This window comes from Bacillus salipaludis (genome assembly GCF_004358205.1).
In genome coordinates this window covers 352,096-375,045 of the sequence record NZ_SMYO01000002.1, presented here as the reverse complement: position 1 = coordinate 375,045, position 22,950 = coordinate 352,096, and the positions used below count along the sequence as shown (strand labels likewise).

Sequence of the window (22,950 nt, the reverse complement as noted above, 5' to 3'; positions counted from 1 at the left end):
AGAATAGAATATTTTTACCAAAATATACAGAACAAGCGGACATGCAAGGATGCCCGCTCTTCTCAATTCTAGTGATATTGTACTTCCATCTTCCTTTCATACCAATTCGGATTCATCTTTTGCCATCTCCAAGAATCCCTACACATTTTATGCCATTGACATCTTGCCCCTGGGGCAAGATCTCTTACACTCCTAATTCCTCCAAATAAGAAATAATCAAGATTTATCACCATGACTCAAATTAATATTGACAAATATCGGAATTGTTATGAATGGCCGATAGAAGGATATGGAGTGCAATAGGACCTTAATTATTGGGTAGGTTGTATCTAAGATAACAATCGTTACAGGGTCCGTTGGGTGATTGGTTCGAGCTACACCTTAGGGATCATAGAAAGCTATCAAACTGGATGAAATTCTAAAGGGGTATATTCTCCTTGTGCGCAATGATACAAAATTGTATTTAAATCAAATAATACTTATTACATAGAAATTTAGCACTTAAGGGAAGGATGGAAGTTATGACCTTTCCATTTCTTTAGATCAAAATTCCCACTGAAAGTATTTTTAAATTTGTTAATTGAAATAATATTATTTTTCCTTTCCATTTATTATATTTTTACCGAAAATTCTATTTTCCTTTTGGCTTTGATTATTTATCATATCAGTTCCATTTCCACTTATGATATTATCTTCGATATATAAATTATAACAATCTGTATAACCTCGATGAGTTTTAATATTGATACTATTTCCTAAATTTTTAAAAATGTTGTTACTTTTAATTTGGATGTTGTAGCTATTTCCCTCTACGGTAATTGCATCCTTAGAAGAAGCTCCTTCACCTATTCCATTTCCTACTATAATATTATCATTTACAATTGCATCATGAACACCACTTTGCGAATCTTCAGTTCTATTCCAGTCAGCTTGAATTCGAATTCCATTTGCACCATTTTTCCTTGCTATATTCCCCTTCAATATGCAAAAAGAATTGTCCATTAATACAAACCCATGCTCTTCATTTTCATAGCTCACAGAATTTTGAACCATACTTTGACTAGAATAATGAATTGCAAAACCGCTATACATACCTTTGGAGCCATTATTATTTGCAATACTATTAGAAATAACAATATGAGATGGAGTATCTTGAACTTTTCCTGTAGGAGTTGTTAGAAATCCGTGATTAGTATTATGATGTGAATGTGCATCCGAAATAGTAATTCTTCCTCCCACAAACTTGTCTGTTCCAAAAATTCTGAAGCCATTAGCTTCATTATTTCTGGCTATACTATCAGAAATTATTACATTTTCTCCATTTACTGAAAAGCCAGCATCATGGAACTCTTGGTCTCCATTATGAATTGCTAATGATTTATCAATTACAGAATCAGTAAGTTGTTCAGTATATAGTCCAAAATCTCTGGCATTTTCAAATGAACAGTTAATAATTTTTATATTATTTGATGCAATGACGGAGAGAGCTTTTTTAGAAATATGATTAGCATCGAACGTAATGCCAGATACTTTAACGTTGGATGTATTTTTTAGGATTACTGGAACAGTAACCCCCTTTGCAGAGATCCTAGCGTTATGCCCAATGTATTCAATATTAGATATAAAGGAAATTTTAGAAACTAAGTAAACTCCCTTTGGAAACATTAGCACCCCTTTTTTCTTTGCTGCGCGAATTGCATTTCCGATAGCTTTGGAGTCATCTGTTATTCCATTACCTTTTGCTCCAAAGTCAACCACGTTAACATAATCAACTTCTTTGTTTGTTGAAAATTCCATTATTTCTTTGAAAATAAAAAATTGTACTAATAAGAAAATAAGAATAAAAAGGAAAGCTTTATCTCGTAATTTCATTTTGCTTTTCCCCCTTTATATAAGATATCTTTCAAGGAGAAGTATGCGATGTAAGAATTAATAAATTTTTAGCATCAAGTATGTTAAATGATAGATAAAACAAATGTTAAGTTAAAGATGACCATTATTTAGAAATACTCCTAAACAAACGCATTGTAAAAAATGGGTTATATTTCTAAATTACCTTTTTTAGGATGTGGATAGGTTTATAGTGGAATTTAAACTATGTGTTTATATGATTGGAAACAAGGAAAGTGAAGAATGATAACTATCAATAGTTCACCATAAATTTCAAGACTGAGCACCTTGATTTATAAAAAGGACCTAAAATAAATCATTACGTAAAGAGACCCTTAGTTATTTAAATTAGATACACAAACCAAGGTTATTCGATACCTAACTAGCTGATATATCTTACCTTTAATGTTATATGTAGTTATTAATAGGGAAATAAACCGAATTCACAATTATGTGAACCCGGTTTTTTATTTAATTTATGAAACGTTTATTTTAGAGAATACTGCTTTTCAAAGTAATTCTGATATTCCCCACTAATGATTTGCTCCCACCACCATTTGTTAACCAAATACCATTTAATAGTTTGAGCAATTCCTGTTTCAAAAGTATAAGTAGGTTTCCAACCTAACTTCTCCAATTTAGTTGGGTCTATAGCATAACGCTTATCATGGCCTAAACGGTCAGTAACAAATTCAATAAGATCTTCTGATTTCCCTAAAGTACTAATAATAGTCTGTACTACTTCTAAATTAGTCCGCTCATTATGCCCGCCTACATTATAAACTTCACCATTAACACCTTCATGTAAAACAAGATCTATCGCAGCACAATGGTCAAGTACATGTAACCAATCACGGATGTTTTTCCCGTCACCATATACAGGTACCTTTTCTTCGTTTAATACACGTGAAATTGTTAAAGGAATAAGCTTCTCTGGAAAATGAAAAGGCCCATAGTTATTTGAACAACGAGTAATATTGATTGGAAGTCCATATGTTTCATGATAAGCCCTTACTAAAAAATCTGATGATGCTTTACTAGCACTATATGGACTATTTGGCTGTAATGGTGTCTTTTCAGTAAAGAATGTAGTAGGATCAAAATCCAATTCACCATATACCTCGTCAGTTGAAACATGGACAAATTTCGTTACACCAATTTGTTTTGCTGCATCTAGTAAAACTTGAGTTCCTAGTACATTAGTGCGGACAAAGATTCCTGGATCCGTTATAGAACGATCCACATGACTTTCTGCAGCAAAATGAGTAATGTAATCAAATTTTTCCTTTTCAAAAAGTGACATGATTACTTCCCGATCAGCAATATCCGCTTTAACAAAATGATAGTTTTCATTCTTTTCAATCTCACGGTGTTTGGTTAAATCTCCTGCATACGTTAATAGGTCCAAATTATAGATATCATACTGAGGGTACTTGTTCACCATATATTGAACAAAGTTCCCTCCAATGAATCCTGCTCCTCCAGTTACAAGAATCTTTTTTCTTGTCATGATTTCACCTCATGTAGTAATTGCTTAATATAATGGTCTAATGAATTCTGCCAACTTGGTAATGGTTTAAACCCATTTTCGATTAATTTTTGTTTAGACATACGTGAATTTTTTGGACGAACAGCCCTTGTAGGATATTCTTCTGTGGTTATGGAATTAACCCGAACATCTTTCCCTGCCAACCGGAATATTTCCTTTGCAAATTCCGCCCAACTGCAAAATCCTTCATTTGTAGCATGGTAAATTCCATATCTATCGGTTTGAATTATATCCAACAATAATCTGGACAAATCAAATGTATTTGTAGGTGACCCTACTTGATCCCCTACAACATTTAACTCACTACGGTTTTCTGCTAATCGAAGCATTGTTCTAATAAAGTTATTCCCGTTTAACCCGAAAACCCACGATATCCGAATAATGAACCAATCTGCTAGGAGAGACTGAACTACCTTTTCTCCTTCATATTTTGTCATACCATAATAACCCACAGGATTGGGTGCATCTATTTCACTAAAGGGTAGTTCTCCCAATCCATCAAAAACATAATCTGTACTAATATACATGAATCTTGCATTTACGATTTTTGCCGCATTTGCTAAATACTGTGTTCCTTTAACATTAACATTCCAACAGTTTTCATTATCGTCCTCTGCTTTATCAACAGCCGTAAAGGCAGCACAATGGACAATCGCATGAGGCTTGACTTCATTTATATACTGAAAAACTGATTGTTCATCTGTTATATTTAAATCCTTTGATCCCACGCCTATCATTTCAAATCCACGTTTTAATCCTTCATGAACAACATCGTACCCAAGTTGCCCTGTATAACCTGTTACTAATATTTTCATTGATTACTCTCCAAAAATAAAATTATTGTCAGCATCTGCAAGAATGGGAGCTTTCTCATCCTTAGCTGATAAAATAGGAGTAATATCCATTGGCCACTCAATTCCAATGGACGGATCATTCCAAGTTATGCCTCGGTCACATTCAGGTGCATAAAGATTGTCTACTTTGTATTGGACTTCCACATCTTCAGTTAACGTCATAAAACCATGCGCAAACCCTTTTGGAATTAATAATTGCTTCTTATTTTCCGCACTAAGCTCAATTCCATACCATTGTCCAAAAGTTGGACTTCCTTTTCGAATATCCACTGCAACATCAAATATTGATCCTTTAGTACATCGGACAAGTTTTGTTTGTGCTTTAGGATTTAACTGATAATGTAAACCTCTTAAGGTTCCTTTATAAGCGGAAAAGGATTGATTATCTTGAACAAATTTTAAATGAATACCCGCCTCTTCAAACATTGCTTCACTATAGATCTCCATAAACCAACCACGATGATCACCAAATACTCTCGGTTCAATTACCTTGACGCCTTGTAGGAACGTTTCAATTACATTCACTTTTTAACACCTCTAATATTTAATACTGCCACTTGCTACTTTTAATAAATATTGACCATAACCTGTTTTAGAGTACTTTTCACCAGATTCAATTAATTTTTCAATATTAATCCAGCCATTAATATAAGCAATTTCTTCAGGCGCTGCAATCTTTATTCCTTGATGTTCTTCTATTGTTTTAACAAAATTGGTAGCCTCTACTAAACTTTGATGTGTCCCAGTATCTAACCAAGTAAAACCACGTCCAAGAAGTTCAACATCAAGCTCTCCCATACGTAAATATGCTTCATTAACTGAAGTAATTTCTAACTCACCACGAGCAGATGGTTTAACATTTTTTGCAATATCTACAATACGATTGTCATAGAAGTATAAACCAGTTACGGCATAATTGGACTTTGGTATTTTTGGCTTTTCTTCAACACTTAATACCTTACCATTCTCATCAAATTCCACTACACCAAACCGTTCTGGATCCTGAACATGGTATCCAAAAACCGTAGCTCCACTTTCTTTTTGTGCTGACCGTTGCAGAATTTTTCTCATTCCACTGCCATAATAAATATTATCCCCTAATATCATTGCAACAGAATCATCACCAATAAATTCTTCTCCAATTAAAAAAGCCTGGGCTAATCCATCCGGGCTTGGCTGAACCTTATATTCAAGATGAATCCCGAATTGAGAACCATTTCCTAACAATGCCTCAAAACGAGGGGTATCTTCAGGTGTTGAAATGATTAATATGTCTCGTATCCCTGCAAGCATTAAAGTTGAAAGAGGATAATAAATCATTGGTTTATCATAAATAGGTAATAATTGCTTACTAGTTACCATTGTTAATGGATAAAGGCGTGTTCCACTTCCACCTGCTAAAACAATTCCTTTCATCTTTCTTACGCTTCCCTTCCTAATTAATCTTTCTGTAAATGAATCAAATGCTTATTTAAGAATAATTAATTCAAGGTGCTACTAATAAGGTTATATTAAGATTTTTTTGTTGCTAGCCCAAATAGTCTATACACCCTTCCTTAGTTTCTCTTATAAAATAAGCCAAGTTTTTCTTTTGTTTTGATTACATCTGCATAACAAACTTACATCATGTGGTCTTCTGTCTAAAATTTATTAAGGATATAATTTTCCTGAGCTCTTTCAAAAGCTCCAAACATCGTCTAATAAACTATAACAAGTTCCAGTAACTAGATTAAATATTTTTATATTTTAAGAAGATATAACCTTTTTGAGTGCTTTAATTATTTCCAACAGCAAGAATCCACTAGATGGGATAAAGTCTTACTCAGGTTCCACCGGAATTATGTTAATTGGATTTTTTTCCATCTTATAAATTAATGAAGTCTTAAAATTGTTTGGAATTCCATTCGAATCTTCCCCAATCTTTCCGCTTTTGTGCGTCCCAATTCGGTTAAAATATCACAAATTGGCTTTTCAATATTCATTATCAGAGAAAAATTAATCTTTCAAATACCTTCCCTATATAAGTTTTGTCTCTAACATAAAAATTTATATCATTAAGTGAGAAATCCTCAGTAGTACATATTTAGACATTCCATTTACTGTTCACTTAAAACAAAGTTTTTTAAACCAAACTGCTTTTATTCCAACAAATTAAAATAATAATTTAAGCCAATGCTTTGTAATTCTCACATTTAACGGCTTCTAATAAACGTTCTCCTCCCTGTTAAACATTCCCCTTACCCATAAATATTAAATCACAAATAAAAAATTAATATCATAAAAAATTTTCAAAGCCCTTGTTTTTAGCAAACAAGGGCTTTAGTAATTTTCACTTAACTTTTATAAAAAAGCTCTCTTTAAATTGGTTTAATTTAGTTCAAAATGTTCACAGAAGCCTATAACATATCCCACATGAGTATTTCGTCTTCATGGATATCTACTCTAGCATTTCTTCCAATTACTTTATCAATATCCTTTGGAGAAATACCAATCCCTGGACGCTTCCAAGTTAGCATTTCTTCTGTAATCAATGTACCTTTTTGAATTGTAGTATTAGCCACAAGACTTCTTCTAGCATATTTTATTGCTTCCTTTTCAGCTTCTAATGGCTCTTTATAAGTTTGTCCTAGTACTTCTTTATAAATTTTCAAATTGTTTTTGAATATTTTAATATCTGCCGGATCCATAGCATGATAATGATCGTTTCCTTCTAAGGTCTTATCCAATGTAAAATGTTTTTCGATAATTTTAGCCCCTAAAAATGTTGCTACGTTAAGGGTCATTATACTTTTATCTGGAACTGTATGATCTGAATATCCGATTATATATTGTGGGTAAACGTTTTTTAAATGGGTAATCATATTTAGATGTGCGTCTTTATCTTTAGTCGGATAAGATAAAACACAATGTAAAAGTGCTATTTGCGAATTTCCTTCACTCTCTATTATATGAATAGCTTCATCAATTTCTCCTAAAGTAGATGCACCAGTTGAAAGAATAATCGGTTTACCATATTTTGCGATTTGCCTTAAAAATGGATGATTTGTTAAATCTGCGGATGCAATTTTAAAAGCCGGCATCAACTCATTTAAAAAATCTGCTGATTCACTGTCAAATGGCGTAGACATAAAATCTATATTGAACTCTTTACAATACTCTGATAAAATTTGATACTCCTCAATCCAAAATGAATCATATTTCTTAAATAGTTCATATTGCGAATTAGATTTTTCCTTTGTTTGATCCCAATATGCTGGAGAGTTTTTTGAAGCTAACTTTCCTGCTTTATAAGTTTGAAACTTAATTGCATCTGCACCAGCTTTAGCTGCTTCCCTAATCATTTCTTTAGCTACTTCAATATTTCCACCATGATTTACTCCAGCTTCTGCAATTAAATAAACATCATTAATTTCATTGTTAATTAGTCTACCGTTAATTTCAAATTTCATATTATTCTTCCTCTCTTGCAAATATAATTGAAAATATTCTTTTTAATCCATGTTTTAAATCATGTTTGAGCATTCGCTTGTGCATATTTCTCCGTAGATCAAAGTCGGAAATTAACCTAATTAGAACAGACTTTATTCTTTCATCATTAACTTCCGAATGAATTCCCAAATTTATGAAACCATTATAATTATGACCAAACAAATGAGTTACTTCCCTATAATTTTGAGCAATAATAATGGAAGGTGTCCCAATCATTGCAATTTCATACATTGTTCTTCCAGCAGATGAAAAGATAATATCTGAATTATACATATGATCGGCCATGTTTTTTACCGTTTTATAAATATTTATCCTTCTTTTGATTTTTTTTACTTCTTCATTTAGCTCATCAAAATGCAAATATCCTGGACCTAAGATAATTGTTATATCAAAGTTTTCATTAAGATTACATATTGATTTTAAGGTCTTTAATGTTAAATTATTGGGGTCCGTACCTCCAAAAGTAATAAGGATATTTTTTACTTCTTTTTTGATTTCTTTTATATTGGTATTTACAAATTCATTTCTTGAAATATAATATTTTTCACCAGTATAAAAATTTTCAAATGGAACGTCCCCTGGGTATAGGGCATTAAAAACACCATCTGCATATTCAGCACCATCACCTAAATCTTCGAAATTAAAAACCTTAATTCCTAAATTTTTAAGTGACTGAATATAATCTTTCGAGGTATCCAAAATATCATTTATTACTATATCTGGACCAAGTCTTATTATTTCATCAACTGGATTATCAATAAATGTAACAACATTAAAGTTTTGTTCTTTAACTAGCCTTATCCCTAAATCGTGTTTTTCACACATTAAAAATACAACTTCATGATCTATAATATTGTTAGCAATTGATAAGGTTCTAAAAATATGTCCTAGACCTATTTCTTTATATCCATCCACTCTAAGAACAATTTTTTTACGGTTTAATAACTTTTCTGCTACCCACCAATCCATTGGTGAATCAATATCCACACTTTCAAATTCACTAACAGTGTATAATGTTACATTTTTTCCAATTCTGCTATTTTCAGTTATTATATCCCTTTTTGAAGCAAGTATAGCTCCAGTTTCCCTGAATTCAGGAGGCAAATATTGTCTGTTTTTTCTTTCAGAGTACTTTGGAAAAAACATCCCATTTAACTCTTCCCAAGATAAATGTCTATCATCTTTGGCTGTTATTACTGTTTCATAATTTGAATTTATAAGCTTTTCAATTACACCATTTAAAGTTTTTAATTTTAATAACGGTGAAGTTGGCTGAACAGTTAAAACTATATCATAGTATTCATGCTGTCTCTCAAGATGTTGTACAACATCATAAATCACTGGATCTAATGGGACTTCATCAGAAGCTAAATATTCAGGCCTCATAATGACTTCAGCACCATATCCCTTTGAAATATTCGCTATTTCTTCATCATCAGTTGAAACAATAACTTTATCCACTAATTGGGAATCTAGTAATACTTGAATTGAGTAGGCGATCAATGGTTTTCCATTTAAATACCGGATATTTTTCCTTGGAATTCCCTTTGATCCCCCCCTAGCTGGAATAATAGCGACCGTTTTCAATTTTGATACTCTCCTTTTAAACAAAATTAAAAAGTTTCTTTAAACATCTTGATTAATTTTATTTTACGCAATCTTAAAAAGAAAATTAAAACGCATGTGTATAGAATTATCCAAAATAATAAACTAAATATATTATTAAGATTAAAAGTCTTCATAAACACAATAATTATTACTAAAGTAATAAATGGACAATAATTTAAAAATAATTGGCCAACCTTCTTTTTAAAAGAAAAGTTAAAATCGTTAAGACAAAAATTAATAATCAGAAATGAATAAATTAAATTTGAAATTGAGGTAGCAAAAGAGACTCCCACAATTTCAAATTTAAATTTAATAAACAAAAAGTTGAGAAATGAATTCGTCAAAATACCTATAAATAGGTATGATAAATATTTTTTATGTTTATGGCTACTATTTAAATAAACTGTATAAACACTTATTATAACAAGTGGGAATAAACCAATTGCAATAATAGTTGCTGATTCAATTCCTTCATTATATTTCGGCATAAAATATTTAACAAAGTACGGTAATAAATAATAAATTATTGCCAGTAGGTAGGGAGTTGACAAAGATAAAATTGTAGAGACATTATTTATTGACTGAATCAAACCACCATTTAAACCATCCTTACCAAATTTGTAACCTATTTTTGGATATAACACTTGGGAAATTACCTGTGGGAACATCATTAATCCCTGAAAAACAAAAATTGAAATTCCATAATACCCTAGAAATTTTGCTCCTAACATTGAAGATATCATAATTCTGTCTAAAGTTGTAAATAGATTCCATGATAATCCAATTATTAATATTGGAGCACCAAAGCTTATTAGGTATTTAACTAATTTCCAATTCCAACATAGCCCAACCTTTTCAGGCAATCTATTATACAAAATAATTATAGCAATAAATGAAGAAACATATATTCCAATAAATAAACCATAAAAATCGAAGACTATAACAAATAATAAAATAAGCATCTGTTGAATTGGACCAATTAATAATTGGTTTATCGAAACTTGCTTAAAATCATCAACTGTTAAGAACAAAATCCTATAAAATGACATTAGTTGTTGAATAGGGACTATAAGTATTGCAAGAGCAAAATAAATTTTGATAGTTTGTTCTAAATTAATAAAACAAATTATTATTAAAGCAATTACAGATAGTGAACAAGGAACAAACATCCAGGTAAGAGCCACCGACCTAATCTCTCTAACTCTTGAAAAGTTTCCCCTTCCAAACTCCTGTGGTATTTCTCTATTAATAGCATTAATTACTCCAAAATGCAGTAATTGCCCATATATAAATATTAAAGAAATTGTTAACCAAATACCGTATTTTAGTGGTCCTAATTTATTACTTAGATAAATTCCAACACCAAATTGAAAGAGTGCGGAAAGTAGAGTAGAAAGAAACATTAAACTTGAATCCTTGACCAATTTACTCAAATTTTCACCTAAATTCTTTATCCATTAAATGCTAATTGCGTGTAATTATTTATATTATAAATTCTTTAACTATTGCTCTATTAAGATTATAATACTCTCTCCAAATCTCTACAGCATCCTCGTCTAAAGCATATAATTCCATATATTTAACAGCTGAATATGAATCAATATCATACAAAGCCTTTGCATTCAATAAAGCAGTACTTGTATATCCAACTATTTGCCCTGGGTTCATTTTTTCTAATAACCTTTCTAGTGAAATATTTTCTTCTATTAAGGAAACTTTTTCCTTGGAATATATATTTAAAATATCATTATACTTATTCATCTTTTCTCTAGGATGAGGCTTTAAAACTACTTTTTTATGAGCGTGTAATAATTTATCAATTATTTCTTTTGTAACCCTTAATTCATCCTTTTCAGAAATAAAGTAGTACTCGCTAAATGGCTGAGTAACAACTATTGCGATTTCATTGTTTTTGACTTCTGACCTATTTAAAACATTCTGATATTGTTTTGCAACAGCTTCATTTAAATATAATATTCCATTCTCACTTTTAAAAAGGAACCTTTTTTCTGAATCTAATCGCATATATACCTTGTTAATTACTTTTGAAACTACCCACTTCAATATCTTTAACTTTTTATTATTTCCTTGATCAACCTTTTTAATTTTTTGCCAGGCTTTTTGTGACGCGTAACTACCTATTCCCTCATCAATTAAGATGTACTTAACTTTTACATTTCTAGCAAGTCTCGTATCATTAAAAATTTGCAATATTGGAAAATATGGTTTCAAAGGACAAATAATTTTTATTTCATTTTTTTGTTTACTATTTAATAATTGGCTTTTAAAGAACCCAACTAACTGTCTCATTATAACTGAAAGGTTCTGGGACTTATTTTCCTTCATAATATAAATTTTATTCTCATTATTAACTAATCCTTTAAATTGTTCTTCTGCTAGAAGAACTCCATCTTTAGGATGAGGTAAAATAATTATTAATCCGCCTTTAGTAAATTGTCTACTTTTAATTTCTGCTTCTACCCCAATTGCATGCCAATGTGAAATTGCAAAAGCAATAAAATCTATCCTATTTTCTCTTATTAAAGAGATAAATTCAGAAAACAGTTCTTCTTGATAGATTTCTTTAATCATATAAAATGTCTCCTGACTGTTTTTCTAATTTCATTTTTTTAACTAAACTTTTTAGGGCAATAGTTATACCCAGATAAAACCATAAATAAAATCCAATATCATCACTTAATGTAAAAACCATTATTAAGTATCCGACTAAACCCATAATTAAAATGTTAGAAATATTAAAAAGAAGTTGGTTATTTTTCATAGCTATTCTCCGAATACTAATTAGACTATGAAGTATATATATTATTAACGAAAATAAAAATAGGATACCGAGTAAACCACGTTGTACTAAAACTTGGCAATATAAGTTATGTGTACTAATAAAATTCCCAGTTATCTGCCCTAAATCGTTGATATAATCTTTTTTACCCAATCCTAATAATAAGTTACTATTTTCCCATAAAATTAAAGCACCTTTCCACTGCTCAACACGTGTGTCAACATTTTCAACATTGTTTATTCTGGAACTATTGGTATAGCTATCATAGATTCCTAAATACGAAAAAATAATTATTGCCACAAATATACCTATTAATGACAAGAATATACTAGACATTTTTATTCTATTATAAATTTGGAATAACCAAAAATATAATAAGAAAATTACTACCGTTACCATAATACCTGATCGAGAAAATGTTAAAAATATTGCTGTTAAAATTGTTAATAATGTTGATAAAAGTAAAATATAATTCCACCTTTTCTTACAATTGTTAAGGAAGAAAATATTTAGGACTAATGTGAAAATTAACGGCAACATCGCATAGTTTGGATCAAATAGGTTTATTGGCACAAGTCTATTTGAATCAAAATATGGTGCATTAAAGAACATTTCTTTGCGAAAATACTGCACCATCCCTAATATTGGTCCCGTAAAAAAAGAAACTATAAAAATATACATAAATAAGCCTTTAATTTGTTTTATATTGTTAATCATGAAAATTACAATATACCCAAATAGCCCATAATAAAATATTAAATATAAACAAATATAAAAAATGTCCGTAGATACACCATTGAAGAGACTAGTAAGAAGAATAATAAATACATATATAAATAAAAAGAATAAATACTTAACAATACTATTTGAATATTTGCGTATATTCTTATTTTTTATTAATAAAATCATTATTAATAAAAATAGAATAATAAGATGGATTATTACTCCTATCTTTTTAAAATTCTCTAGATATAAGGGAAATGAAAAATAAACTAAAAATATCGAATAAAAAAAGTATTTGAGCATTTTATAAAATCCTTTTAATTTTGTCATTTCATATAAGCTGACATATTCCTTTTAAGTGAATCTGGAAAAATTTTATGAGCCTTGCCTAGTCTATAACCTAAGTATTTAAAAATAACCTCACAAAATGAGTAGGGTATCATTTTCAAATTATTAGTCTTAATTAAAAATTTCGTTTGATTAATAATCATTTTAAAACCCTCTTTTTCATTAGAAACATCTTTGAATAAATCAGAAGTTTCATTAAACGCCATTCCTATATCAAAATATCTTTTGAAAACCTGCTTAATTCTATAATTATGAGAATGTAGCACCTTTGATTCAGCATTATAGATAACCTTTTTTCCTCCAAATATTACTTTAGAAGCGAGAATCATATCTTCATTTAAAATAACCTTTTCTGGAAAGCCACCATATATTAAAAAGGTTTCCCTTCTATACATACTACATACGTTCGAGTTAAAAAAAGTCTTTATACCCAGTGTTTCAATACTATTTAAATTCTTTTCAATTGACTTTGAGGGGTAATTAAAATTTCTTGCAAAAATCTCCAAAGGATTTGCATCCTTTTTTGGAATCTGTCTTGCAAATGAAATAAATACATCTGGGTCACTAAATGCTGTTAATAAATTTTTAACCATCCTTTTGTCATAAGGGATTGCATCTTGTGTCATGTATAACAGATAATCTCCTTTTGATATAGACATTAAATAGTTCCTAGTTCCTCCATGATCGAAGTCCTTGTTTTCAATTACATTTAAAGTTATATTAGGATATTTCGTTCTTATCAAACTAACAGTATTATCAGTTGACGAGGAATCAACAATTATTATCTCCATCTCAAAATTTGGATCCAATTCCTGATCATATAATCTGGATAAAGTTTCTATTATCTCTGTCCCCGCATTGTAAGTTGGAATTAATACAGAAACTACTTTTTTCTCCATTAATATGCTCCCTTTCGTTTTAATACTTGAATTACTGTCGCACAAAGAATTTTAATATCTAAAAATAAACTTTTATTATAGACGTAAAAAAGTTCAATATCAACACGTTCTGGATACCCAACATTACTTCTACCGCTCACTTGCCAATAACCGGTAATTCCAGGCTTTACCTTCAAAAAATCTTCTTTCTTATTTTTGTATTCTTCTAATTCCTCCTCTACCACAGGTCTTGGTCCTACTAGACTCATATCCCCTTTTATTACATTAATAAATTGAGGGATTTCATCTAAACTGGTTTTTCTAATAAATCGGCCAAATGGTGTTATTCTAGGGTCCTCACTTGGATCTAATTTAAAATTATTTCTTACATATTTATTATACAATTCATTATTTTCTCTTAACCTAGTCTCAGCATCTACTACCATTGATCTAAACTTGTAAATATAAAATTTCTTACCGTTTTTTCCAATTCTAATTTGTTTAAAAAAAATTGGCCCCTTATTTGTTCCAAATAAATAAAAACTCATAATAATAAATAGGATTGGTAAAGTTAGAAGAATCCCCATTACTCCCCCAATAATATCAATTATCCTTTTCCCAATAATGTAACCAGGTGAAGTGTCTTCTTTATAACTAATTTCAACTACTGTCTGTTTCTTTATTTGTTCCATCACTTATTTCTCCCCTAACAATTGGAAGTCTTTTTCTAATATTTCTCTCATGTATTTTTTTAGTTCTTCCCTTAATTCATTATTTTGAAGAGCAAAATCAATAGTCGTTGTGATATATCCCAACTTCTCCCCTACATCATATCGTTTTCCTTCAAAATCATATGCAAAAACACGTTGTATTTGATTTAATTGGTGGATTGCATCCGTTAATTGGATTTCTCCTCCTGCACCTTTTTCTTGACGGTCTAGGAACATGAAGATTTCAGGTGTTAAAACATAACGCCCCATTATCGCTAGATTAGAAGGTGCTGTCCCTGATTTGGGCTTTTCTACAAAGTTACTAACCTGATAACGGCGCCCTTCTTGTGAAGAAGGTTCGATGATTCCATACCGGTGAGTTTCTGATTCAGAAACGGTCTGAACTCCAATCACTGATGAGAAGGTATCTTCATATTGATTGATTAATTGGCGTAAACATGGAGTCTCACTTTGAACAATATCATCGCCTAATAAAACGGCAAAGGGTTCATTTCCTATAAAGTTCCGAGCACACCAGACAGCATGTCCTAGTCCTTTTGGCTCCTTCTGGCGAATATAATGGATATCTGCAAGATTAGTAGAATATTGAACACGATCTAATAAGTCGTATTTTTCCTTTTCGACTAAGTTCTGCTCGAGCTCAAGTGCATAGTCAAAATGATCCTCAATCGCCCGTTTTCCTTTACCTGTTACAATGATAATATCCTCGATACCGGATGCAACTGCTTCCTCCACTATGTATTGGATGGTTGGCTTATCAACAATTGGTAGCATTTCCTTTGGCATTGCTTTTGTTGCTGGTAAAAATCTTGTACCCAGTCCAGCTGCTGGGATAATGGCTTTTCTTACTCTTTTCAAAGATAACTCCTCCTTATTAGTGTATTTTTCGTGTATCTAAATGCCTTCGCAAAAAAATAAATATCTAATGGAATTGCAAGTGCTTTCACACTTATTCTTTCATTAGATATTTATTGTTTTAGTTATTAAGTGGGCATCTAACCCGCCCTCACATCACACTCTTGACGACTCGCGCCTAAGGAGGATTACTGTTTCCTCCCACAGTATGACCGAGTGCTCCCATGGATAACGGACAGGAAGCATCGCCGATCAGGTGAAAATACCTGATAATGAATCATTAATTGGGTAAATTCTCATCGGCTTACTAAGTTAAAAGAATTTAAAGAGCTTTTTCTTTTTGACCCTTTCTGGTACTTCTTTATAGACATGATGACCTTCTATTAAGAAAGTTGCATTTTCATCAAACATATAAATGAAGTCGTTCCCGTACTTTGCTTGAACAATATCGAATGCTTCTCGCATTTTAAATGTACGTTTGCTTGTGTTATGGGCATCGGAAGCAATGAAATGGGTGAGGTTCGCTTCAATCAACTGGAGAGAAAAGCTTTTGATTTTTTTCCCAAAGTCCCCCGTAATGCTTGCTGCAGTGACTTGGGACAATGCTCCCTTTTTCACAAGTTGATAGAGAATTTCTGGCTGTTCAATAATTTCTTGGTTCCGTTCCGGATGGACAATCACTGGGATCAGTCCGCTCATTTGCAAGTCATAAAATAACCTTTCTGTATATCGCGGGACGTGACCTGATGGAAATTCCACTAAGATATATTGGGTATGGTTAACCGGCAGTATTTCTCCAATCTCATAGGCATCCAAAACTTCACCGAAGATTCTGGTTTCTTGCCCCGGAAGGATTTTTAAATCAACCTTCTCTTCCTTTAATGCCTGATTTAGTTCTTCTACTTTTTTAATAATCTGTTGTTTTGGGTTTTCATATTTGTTATTTAAATGGTGGGGAGTAGCCACAATGATGTGGATCCCTTGTTCGACAGCCTTCTTGGCCATCTTTATACTCACTGATAGATCCTTTGCCCCATCGTCTATACCAGGTAATATATGACAATGCAAATCAATCATAAGTCCCACCCTTTTCAACAAATTGTTAACATTCTATGACATTTTTAATAGTATCACTGTCGCAATTTTAGGTAAAGGGTGGGATTTTGTCGAAATTTGTTATTTCGCACCATAATAATAGTAATATTCGCCCTTTTGTACCTCTTTGTGGTTTAACACAACGCCCAATAGCTTGCTCTGAGCACTTCCTAGCAGTTCCTTACTCTTTTTCGCCTGAGCGATTTCAGTTTTTTCACTATATACCACAAGAATAGATCCATCGCATTGATTCGCTAAAATATGTGCATCTGCAACCGCTAATAATGGTGGTGTATCGAAAATGATATAATCAAAGATTTCTTTGGCTTCGATCATAAATTGCTCCATTGACTTCGAGCTTAATAGTTCTGCAGGGTTCGGTGGAATTGGTCCGCTAGTTAAGATGAATAGATCATCTTCCAGTGTGTCGAGAACAGTCTTTTCAAGTGTTGATTGTTTTGTTAATACGGTTGTAAACCCGTTGATATTGTTTTTTCTAAATGTATGGTGTACCGTCGGTTTCCGAAGGTCGGCATCGACAAGCAATACCTTTTTACCAAGTTGCGAGAACGCAACAGCAAGGTTTGCGGCGGTTGTTGACTTTCCTTCCGCCGGACCAGATGAAGTCACCATGATGGTTTTCATATCACCGTCTACTGCTGAATATTGAATATTTGTACGAATGGTCCGGTATTGTTCAGAGATTGGCGATTTCGGGTCAATCATCGTCACAAGTTTTCTGCTTGAATCTTTGCTATTTGTTTTATTTTTCTTTCTAAGAGCCAACTGTCTCACCCCGCATTTCTTTTTGCTCTACGTGCCTGAGCATCTTCAAGTTTTTGATCATCGATTGTCGCAATAACCCCTAAAATCGGAAGTTCTAGGATTTTTTCAATATCTTGTTCGTTTTTAAGCGTGTTATTAAAGTAATCAAGTAAAAATGCAAGTCCTACCCCTGCCATCAATCCAACAACAATCGCAATGGCAATATTTAATAACGGTCTTGGTTTTACAGGTGATGGATTTTCATCAACCGTGGCTTTTGCTAAAACACTTACGTTATCGAGCTTCATATTTTCTTTTGTATATTTTTGAAACACTTCTACAGTTGTGTTTGCGATATCTGCTGCTACTTTAGGATTTGCGTCTTGAACTGTGACATTCACAACCTGCGAATCCTTTTCACTGCCTACTGTAATTTTCCCCTTCAGTTGCTCCGACGTCATCTTCAAATCGAGTTTTTCTGCCACTTTATCTAAAATCGTCGGGCTTGTAATAATGACATTGTAGGTATTGATTAATTGCAGGTTGGTTTGTACTTCGTTGTAGTTATAAAGTGCGTTTTTATCTTTTGCTTGGTTTACAAGAATTTGTGTAGAAGCTTGATAGATTGGGGTTAAAAAGTAACTCACGACACCGCTAGCGATTGCCGCGATTAGTGTGATGGAAATGATCAAAACGATACGTTTTTTCAAGGTCTCCAACAATTCTTTTAAACTTATGGTCTCTTCCATTTTGTCCTCCTAAATAATTGACTCAAAACACTGTTGTGTATTATATCACAAATTGTCATTGTTTTTCGTAAGATATCGAATATTTATCACATACTCTATTAAACACCTTTTTGTAAGAAATTAGAAGGGGGATGAGGAAATTGGCATATTTTCATCCTCAGAGGGTCTTTTTTCCATAAAATGGTATTGTTATTCGAAGCAAATAGGCCTTTTACTTAATGAAAAAGACCTTCCATATGTCCCAATCAATCGATGAACCTTGTTGATTCTGAATTTAGAAATATAGGTTGTTTTTCTGAGTTGTCGAAATGTGCCGAATCCTAAGGCTTCTATTTCTTAAAGTTCACTTCATAGGAACAGTGAGTTTCGGGAAACCCTTCCTCAAGGATACAGAAGAGGTATGTAGTCCAAAAGACTCATCTACTATACGTCAACTAGATTAAGAGTACCACTACTTATGAAGCATTGGAATAAACCATAGATAATCTTAACACTAAATTTACAATTTTAAATATAAAGGTCCCCATATGGGGGAATACCGGATTGAAATGCGGTAAAGGAGGTATAAAGTGAGGAGTCTTTGACATCCAGGGCTATATGATGTTGGTGAAATTTAATAGGATTGCTATATTATATTAAATGGACAAATCAATCTAGGTGTTAAAGGTCAATGTCGACTTAGGAAACAACGCTGATTGGAGCGAAGCGACGAGTTGGCTCCCCGGACCGCTCACGAACTTCTTGTACCCGGAGTGGAAAGCAACAACCTAGTTAAACAGACCCTGAAATTTCTAAATTAAAAAGGCCTTTAACTCACGTTAAAAGACCTCTTCACGTCCCCATCAATCGATGAATTTCGTGGATTTTCAATTTTGAAATATAGGCTGTTTTTTCACAGTTGGCGAAGTGTGCCGAATAGGTCTCGCCTAATGCCTCGATTTTAACTATTTTCTTCAAGTTTACCAGATAGGAACGGTGGGTTTTATGAAAATAATCAGGAAGCCGATCCGCAAGCTCTTGAAGCGATTCATGCGTTACAAACCGCTCATCCACCGTATGAATAACCGATTTCCTTCCCTCTTTTTCTATAAAAAGAATCTCTTCCACAGGGAGATAGACAAAGGTTTGATTCGATTTAATCGCAAGCCTTTTCCATTCCTTCTTTGCCGTTCTTGCTTCGATAGCCTTCACTATTTCCACAGACTTCTTTGCTTTTTCCAGCGCCATAAAAAAGCGGGTCCGCTCGATCGGTTTGACTAGATAATCCACGGCTGAAAGGTTAAACGCTTCCACTGCATACTCTTCGTGACCCGTTGTAAAAATGATATGAACAGAAGGAGCCATCATTTTACAGGCCCTTGCTGCCTCCACACCATTTAGGTCCGGCATCTGGATATCCAATAAAACAATTTCCGGTTTTTCTTTCATGACTAATTCAAGCAACTCATTGCCGTTGGCTGCTTCCCCGGCAACGATATAGTCGGGCAAAAGCTGTGTAAATTGTGCTAAAAGCATTCTCGAAGAAGGATCGTCATCGGCAATGACCACCTTAATCTCATCCATTTTGATCCCCCATTTAAACGAAGCCTATCCATCCATATTTTGGCTTCTCTATCGGAAACTATGCATTAAACTAAATACTTGGAAATTTGCTGAATAAAAGAGGCAATATCCAGCGGTTTTGTGATATATTCCAAAAAACCGGCCTCCCTTGCCCGATGGATGTTTTCCTCCATCGCATTCGCACTTACCGCCAGAATCGGGATGTTGGCGGTCTTCCGATTTGCTTTTAATACCTTGAGGACTTCAAATCCACTTATATCCGGGAGATGGAGATCACATAGGATTACATCAGGCATTTGCTCTCGGGCTGCTACGATTCCTTCCGCTCCGGTTAACACTGAGATCAGCGATACTCCCTCAAGCGTCTCAAAAATTTCAAGTACCAATTGTATATTGGCGAGATTGTCCTCGATATATAATACTTTTGTCCCCTTCGGTTTTTGGGGTTTTTTGACAGCCTGCTCAGTTGTATCTTCTTTTGATCCCTCATGATAACTTGCCACTGGGAGGCTAAACCAAAAATCGCTGCCCTTGCCGATCTCGCTTTCTACCCCCATCCCACCGCCCATTAAGGTCAGAAGACGCTTGACGACCGAAAGTCCGATTCCTGTCCCTTCAACAGAGGAATGGTTAATCCGATAGAAGGGTTCAAACACCACATCTTGTTTTTCCTTTGCTATGCCAATACCGGTATCTCGGATATGAACGGTGAGAAAACCCTCCTGGCTCGTATATTCGATAAAAATTTCCCCGTTCTCTCGATTGTATTTTATCGCATTATCTACTAAATTCAAGATAATCTGCCGCAAGCGAACGGGATCTGCCACCACATATTGGTTTGATGTGGCATTTTCTTGATAGCTGATGTGGATTCCTTTCTGATGGGCCGATGGACTGGTGAAATCGATGCACTCCTTCATCATTTCGTTAATGTTAACCCTCTTCGCCGAAATTTTTAGTTTTCCCGCTTCAATTCGGGAAAGGTCGAGGATTTCATTGATTAACTCTAACAGATGGCGTCCGCCCTTCCCGATTTCCTCCACAAATCCCCGCTGCTTATCGTTCAGCGTTTCATCCAATTCCAGCAGCTGATAAAATCCAAGAATTCCATTTAACGGTGTCCGCAGTTCATGACTCATATTGGAGAGGAATTCGGATTTGGCTTGATTCGCTTTTTCTGCTTCTTCCTTAGCCTTTCGATTGGCCAACTCCATTCTTTTTCGCTCGGTAATGTCATCAAATGTCCATAGATGGCCCTTTAGCTCCTCCTCCATATAAAAAGGGCGGTAGCTTCTCCTCAGGATTCTTCCGCCTTTAAAGGAGACTTCATCCACTACGGGCTGATGATTCCGGATCATTTCCCCTACCCTTTTTCCTTCTTTTTCGACATGTTCAAAATAAACATGGTGGTAATCTGCCACATTTTTTCCCATGTAGGACTGAATCGGTTGGTCTAATTGAAACATTTTGCCGCACGCCTCGTTGATCGCGATGATTTTCTTCTCTTGATCCACTACAAGGATGCCGAGTGGCAGACTATCAATTAACGTTCTGCCTAAGGCAAATGATTCTTTCAGTCTTTTTTCGTGTTCCTTTTGCGGGGTAATATCAACACCCGAACCAATCACTTCCACCACTTGGCCATTCTCGAAAACCGGGCGTAAACTCACTAGGTAGTCGACTCCATTTAGTCTTTGCTCGTAGTTTACCTGCTCCCCTTCCCAGGCTTTTCGATAGGACTGAAGCTTTTCTTCCGCATAGTTCTGTGGCAAAAAATCACGTAAATCTTTTCCTACGACTGCTTCAGAAGAAAGTCCTAATTTGGCTAGCAGTTCTCCTTCACACAAAGTATGAATGTATCGATCGTCGCTTTTTACATATTTTAAGGTTAACCCTTGCTGCTTTTGAATCGTATGGAGCAAGTCTTGTTTAGCTTTTTTGATTTCGGTTTCTAGTTCTGTTTGCTTCCGAAACTTCTTTTTTTGCTCGCTTGAACCCAGCCTGTTGGACAGTATGGCACAGGCAGCAAACGCTGCGAGGGCCGTAACGGCTATTAATACGACAAGCATGATTACATTTGGGGTCACGGCTCTCACACTTTCTTTGTAACGCCTTTGTTACAAATTTTACTCTTTCATGTCAAGGATTCCTCAATTCAACCTTCTTTAACCGCATTATAATCCAGAATTGGTCCATATGGGAATCTCGATATTTAAAATTTCAAATTTAATGATAATATTAACTTTGGCTTATTTAGATGCTTCATAAGGAGCGGAAATCATGCAACATTTGATCATAACGATTGAAAAATATAAAAAAGACTTGGCTGATTTGGTGGAAACCTATGGGATTACTTCCCCTGAAGCCATTAAATGCAATCAGGAGCTGGATTCTCTCATCCATTTATTATTAACCACTGCAGAAAATAAGGAGCAGTCTCGGTAGATTTTCCTCAACCGAGAGTACTCCCTTTTTAATAGGAATTTTTTTTGAAGCCGGTTTAACCAGGAAGATTTCTACAAATTTCGAAAAATTCACCCAATTTCCGACTTGTAAACTATTTACATTTCAATAATTTAGTAATAAAATAGGTAATTAGGATGACTATAGGAGGCGTGCAAAGATCGTGGAAAGTAAGGAGAAAAACTTCCGCTCGGAGGAGCAAAGTGCCTTTTCAGAGATTATCAAGAAGGCATATGAAAAGGGCTTGAAAGACAGAAATTTAACTGTACATAAGTTATTAGAAGACTTAGAAACAGAACTGAAAAATATGATGGTCAGTTAATAAGATAATGGGGTCGCCCGTAAACGATATCCTGTTATCTTTTTTTGTTTGGCTATGTTATAACTGAATGTTGATTTCACTGTATTTAAAAAATAAACGGTAAAATTCCGTTTAAATTGGGAAATACCCATATTTCCTTAAAAATAAAGGAAGTATTTCCGTTTATATGATCCAAATCTTTGGATTTTGTCTTATTTAGAGCAGTTAATCGGAATATCTCCGCTTAAATCTGCCTCTTAAACTTTCTTTATATACATTAGCCGGAAAT

19 protein-coding genes and 1 pseudogene are annotated in these 22,950 nt (G+C 33.5%); 2 read left to right on the top strand and 18 right to left on the bottom strand.

The window, feature by feature from the left end; all coding sequences use genetic code 11:
* Nucleotides 1-591: 591 nt before the first annotated feature.
* The 18 genes and pseudogenes from E2K98_RS04545 to E2K98_RS04460 all read right to left on the bottom strand — a co-directional run bounded on the left by E2K98_RS04545 (nt 592) and on the right by E2K98_RS04460 (nt 21,984).
* Entirely contained in the window at nt 592-1,872 is a 1,281-nt protein-coding gene (locus E2K98_RS04545; RefSeq protein WP_133333080.1) for a right-handed parallel beta-helix repeat-containing protein, read from the bottom strand.
* A gap of 505 nt (nt 1,873-2,377) precedes the next feature.
* Nucleotides 2,378-3,400, bottom strand: coding sequence for a dTDP-glucose 4,6-dehydratase (rfbB, locus tag E2K98_RS04540; RefSeq protein ID WP_133333079.1), 1,023 nt, complete (start codon nt 3,398-3,400; stop codon nt 2,378-2,380).
* A complete protein-coding gene (gene rfbD / locus E2K98_RS04535; RefSeq protein WP_133333078.1) occupies nt 3,397-4,254 on the bottom strand; it encodes a dTDP-4-dehydrorhamnose reductase in 858 nt (285 codons plus the stop codon). Before rfbD ends, rfbB begins: the two co-directional genes overlap by 4 nt.
* Nucleotides 4,255-4,257: 3 nt before the next feature.
* Nucleotides 4,258-4,818, bottom strand: coding sequence for a dTDP-4-dehydrorhamnose 3,5-epimerase (rfbC, locus tag E2K98_RS04530; RefSeq protein ID WP_133333077.1), 561 nt, complete (start codon nt 4,816-4,818; stop codon nt 4,258-4,260).
* 12 nt (nt 4,819-4,830) lie between these two features.
* A complete protein-coding gene (gene rfbA, locus E2K98_RS04525) occupies nt 4,831-5,709 on the bottom strand; it encodes a glucose-1-phosphate thymidylyltransferase RfbA (RefSeq protein ID WP_133333076.1) in 879 nt (292 codons plus the stop codon).
* 980 nt (nt 5,710-6,689) lie between these two features.
* Nucleotides 6,690-7,742: an N-acetylneuraminate synthase family protein gene (locus E2K98_RS04520; RefSeq protein WP_133333075.1), complete on the bottom strand. Its 1,053-nt coding sequence runs from the start codon at nt 7,740-7,742 to the stop codon at nt 6,690-6,692.
* A gap of 1 nt (nt 7,743) precedes the next feature.
* Nucleotides 7,744-9,369 (bottom strand): cytidylyltransferase domain-containing protein, encoded by a 1,626-nt coding sequence (locus E2K98_RS04515; protein WP_133333074.1) that lies wholly within the window; start codon nt 9,367-9,369, stop codon nt 7,744-7,746.
* Nucleotides 9,370-9,395: 26 nt separating this feature from the next.
* Nucleotides 9,396-10,823 carry an oligosaccharide flippase family protein gene (locus E2K98_RS04510; RefSeq protein WP_133333073.1) on the bottom strand — a complete coding sequence of 476 codons (1,428 nt, stop codon included), beginning with the start codon at nt 10,821-10,823 and terminating at the stop codon, nt 9,396-9,398.
* 49 nt (nt 10,824-10,872) lie between these two features.
* A complete protein-coding gene (locus E2K98_RS04505) occupies nt 10,873-11,982 on the bottom strand; it encodes a polysialyltransferase family glycosyltransferase (protein WP_133333072.1) in 1,110 nt (369 codons plus the stop codon).
* Entirely contained in the window at nt 11,975-12,907 is a 933-nt protein-coding gene (locus E2K98_RS04500) for an O-antigen ligase family protein (protein WP_165976169.1), read from the bottom strand. Before E2K98_RS04500 ends, E2K98_RS04505 begins: the two co-directional genes overlap by 8 nt.
* A 332-nt stretch (nt 12,908-13,239) precedes the next feature.
* Nucleotides 13,240-14,160, bottom strand: coding sequence for a glycosyltransferase (locus tag E2K98_RS04495; protein WP_133333070.1), 921 nt, complete (start codon nt 14,158-14,160; stop codon nt 13,240-13,242).
* The gene (locus E2K98_RS04490) at nt 14,160-14,831 is read right to left on the bottom strand and encodes a sugar transferase (RefSeq protein WP_133333069.1); all 672 of its coding nucleotides are present in this window, start codon (nt 14,829-14,831) and stop codon (nt 14,160-14,162) included. The genes E2K98_RS04495 and E2K98_RS04490 overlap by 1 nt, the downstream gene beginning before the upstream one ends.
* A 3-nt stretch (nt 14,832-14,834) precedes the next feature.
* The gene (galU, locus tag E2K98_RS04485; RefSeq protein ID WP_133333068.1) at nt 14,835-15,728 is read right to left on the bottom strand and encodes a UTP--glucose-1-phosphate uridylyltransferase GalU; all 894 of its coding nucleotides are present in this window, start codon (nt 15,726-15,728) and stop codon (nt 14,835-14,837) included.
* Between the two features lie 309 nt (nt 15,729-16,037).
* Nucleotides 16,038-16,802: a tyrosine-protein phosphatase gene (locus E2K98_RS04480; protein ID WP_133333067.1), complete on the bottom strand. Its 765-nt coding sequence runs from the start codon at nt 16,800-16,802 to the stop codon at nt 16,038-16,040.
* 99 nt (nt 16,803-16,901) lie between these two features.
* Complete coding sequence (locus tag E2K98_RS04475) at nt 16,902-17,606, bottom strand: CpsD/CapB family tyrosine-protein kinase (RefSeq protein WP_328591956.1); 705 nt, start codon at nt 17,604-17,606, stop codon at nt 16,902-16,904.
* A pseudogene (locus E2K98_RS04470) lies at nt 17,596-18,334 on the bottom strand (YveK family protein). Before E2K98_RS04470 ends, E2K98_RS04475 begins: the two are co-directional and overlap by 11 nt.
* A gap of 831 nt (nt 18,335-19,165) precedes the next feature.
* On the bottom strand, nt 19,166-19,897 hold the full coding sequence (locus E2K98_RS04465; RefSeq protein WP_133333066.1) for a LytR/AlgR family response regulator transcription factor: 732 nt from the start codon (nt 19,895-19,897) through the stop codon (nt 19,166-19,168).
* Between the two features lie 65 nt (nt 19,898-19,962).
* Nucleotides 19,963-21,984 (bottom strand): PAS domain-containing hybrid sensor histidine kinase/response regulator, encoded by a 2,022-nt coding sequence (locus E2K98_RS04460; RefSeq protein ID WP_133333065.1) that lies wholly within the window; start codon nt 21,982-21,984, stop codon nt 19,963-19,965.
* 193 nt (nt 21,985-22,177) lie between these two features.
* Between E2K98_RS04460 and E2K98_RS04455 the strand changes: the two genes are divergently transcribed.
* Entirely contained in the window at nt 22,178-22,342 is a 165-nt protein-coding gene (locus E2K98_RS04455; protein WP_133333064.1) for an aspartyl-phosphate phosphatase Spo0E family protein, read from the top strand.
* Between the two features lie 181 nt (nt 22,343-22,523).
* Nucleotides 22,524-22,682: a hypothetical protein gene (locus E2K98_RS30760; protein WP_165976168.1), complete on the top strand. Its 159-nt coding sequence runs from the start codon at nt 22,524-22,526 to the stop codon at nt 22,680-22,682.
* Nucleotides 22,683-22,950: the final 268 nt, after the last annotated feature.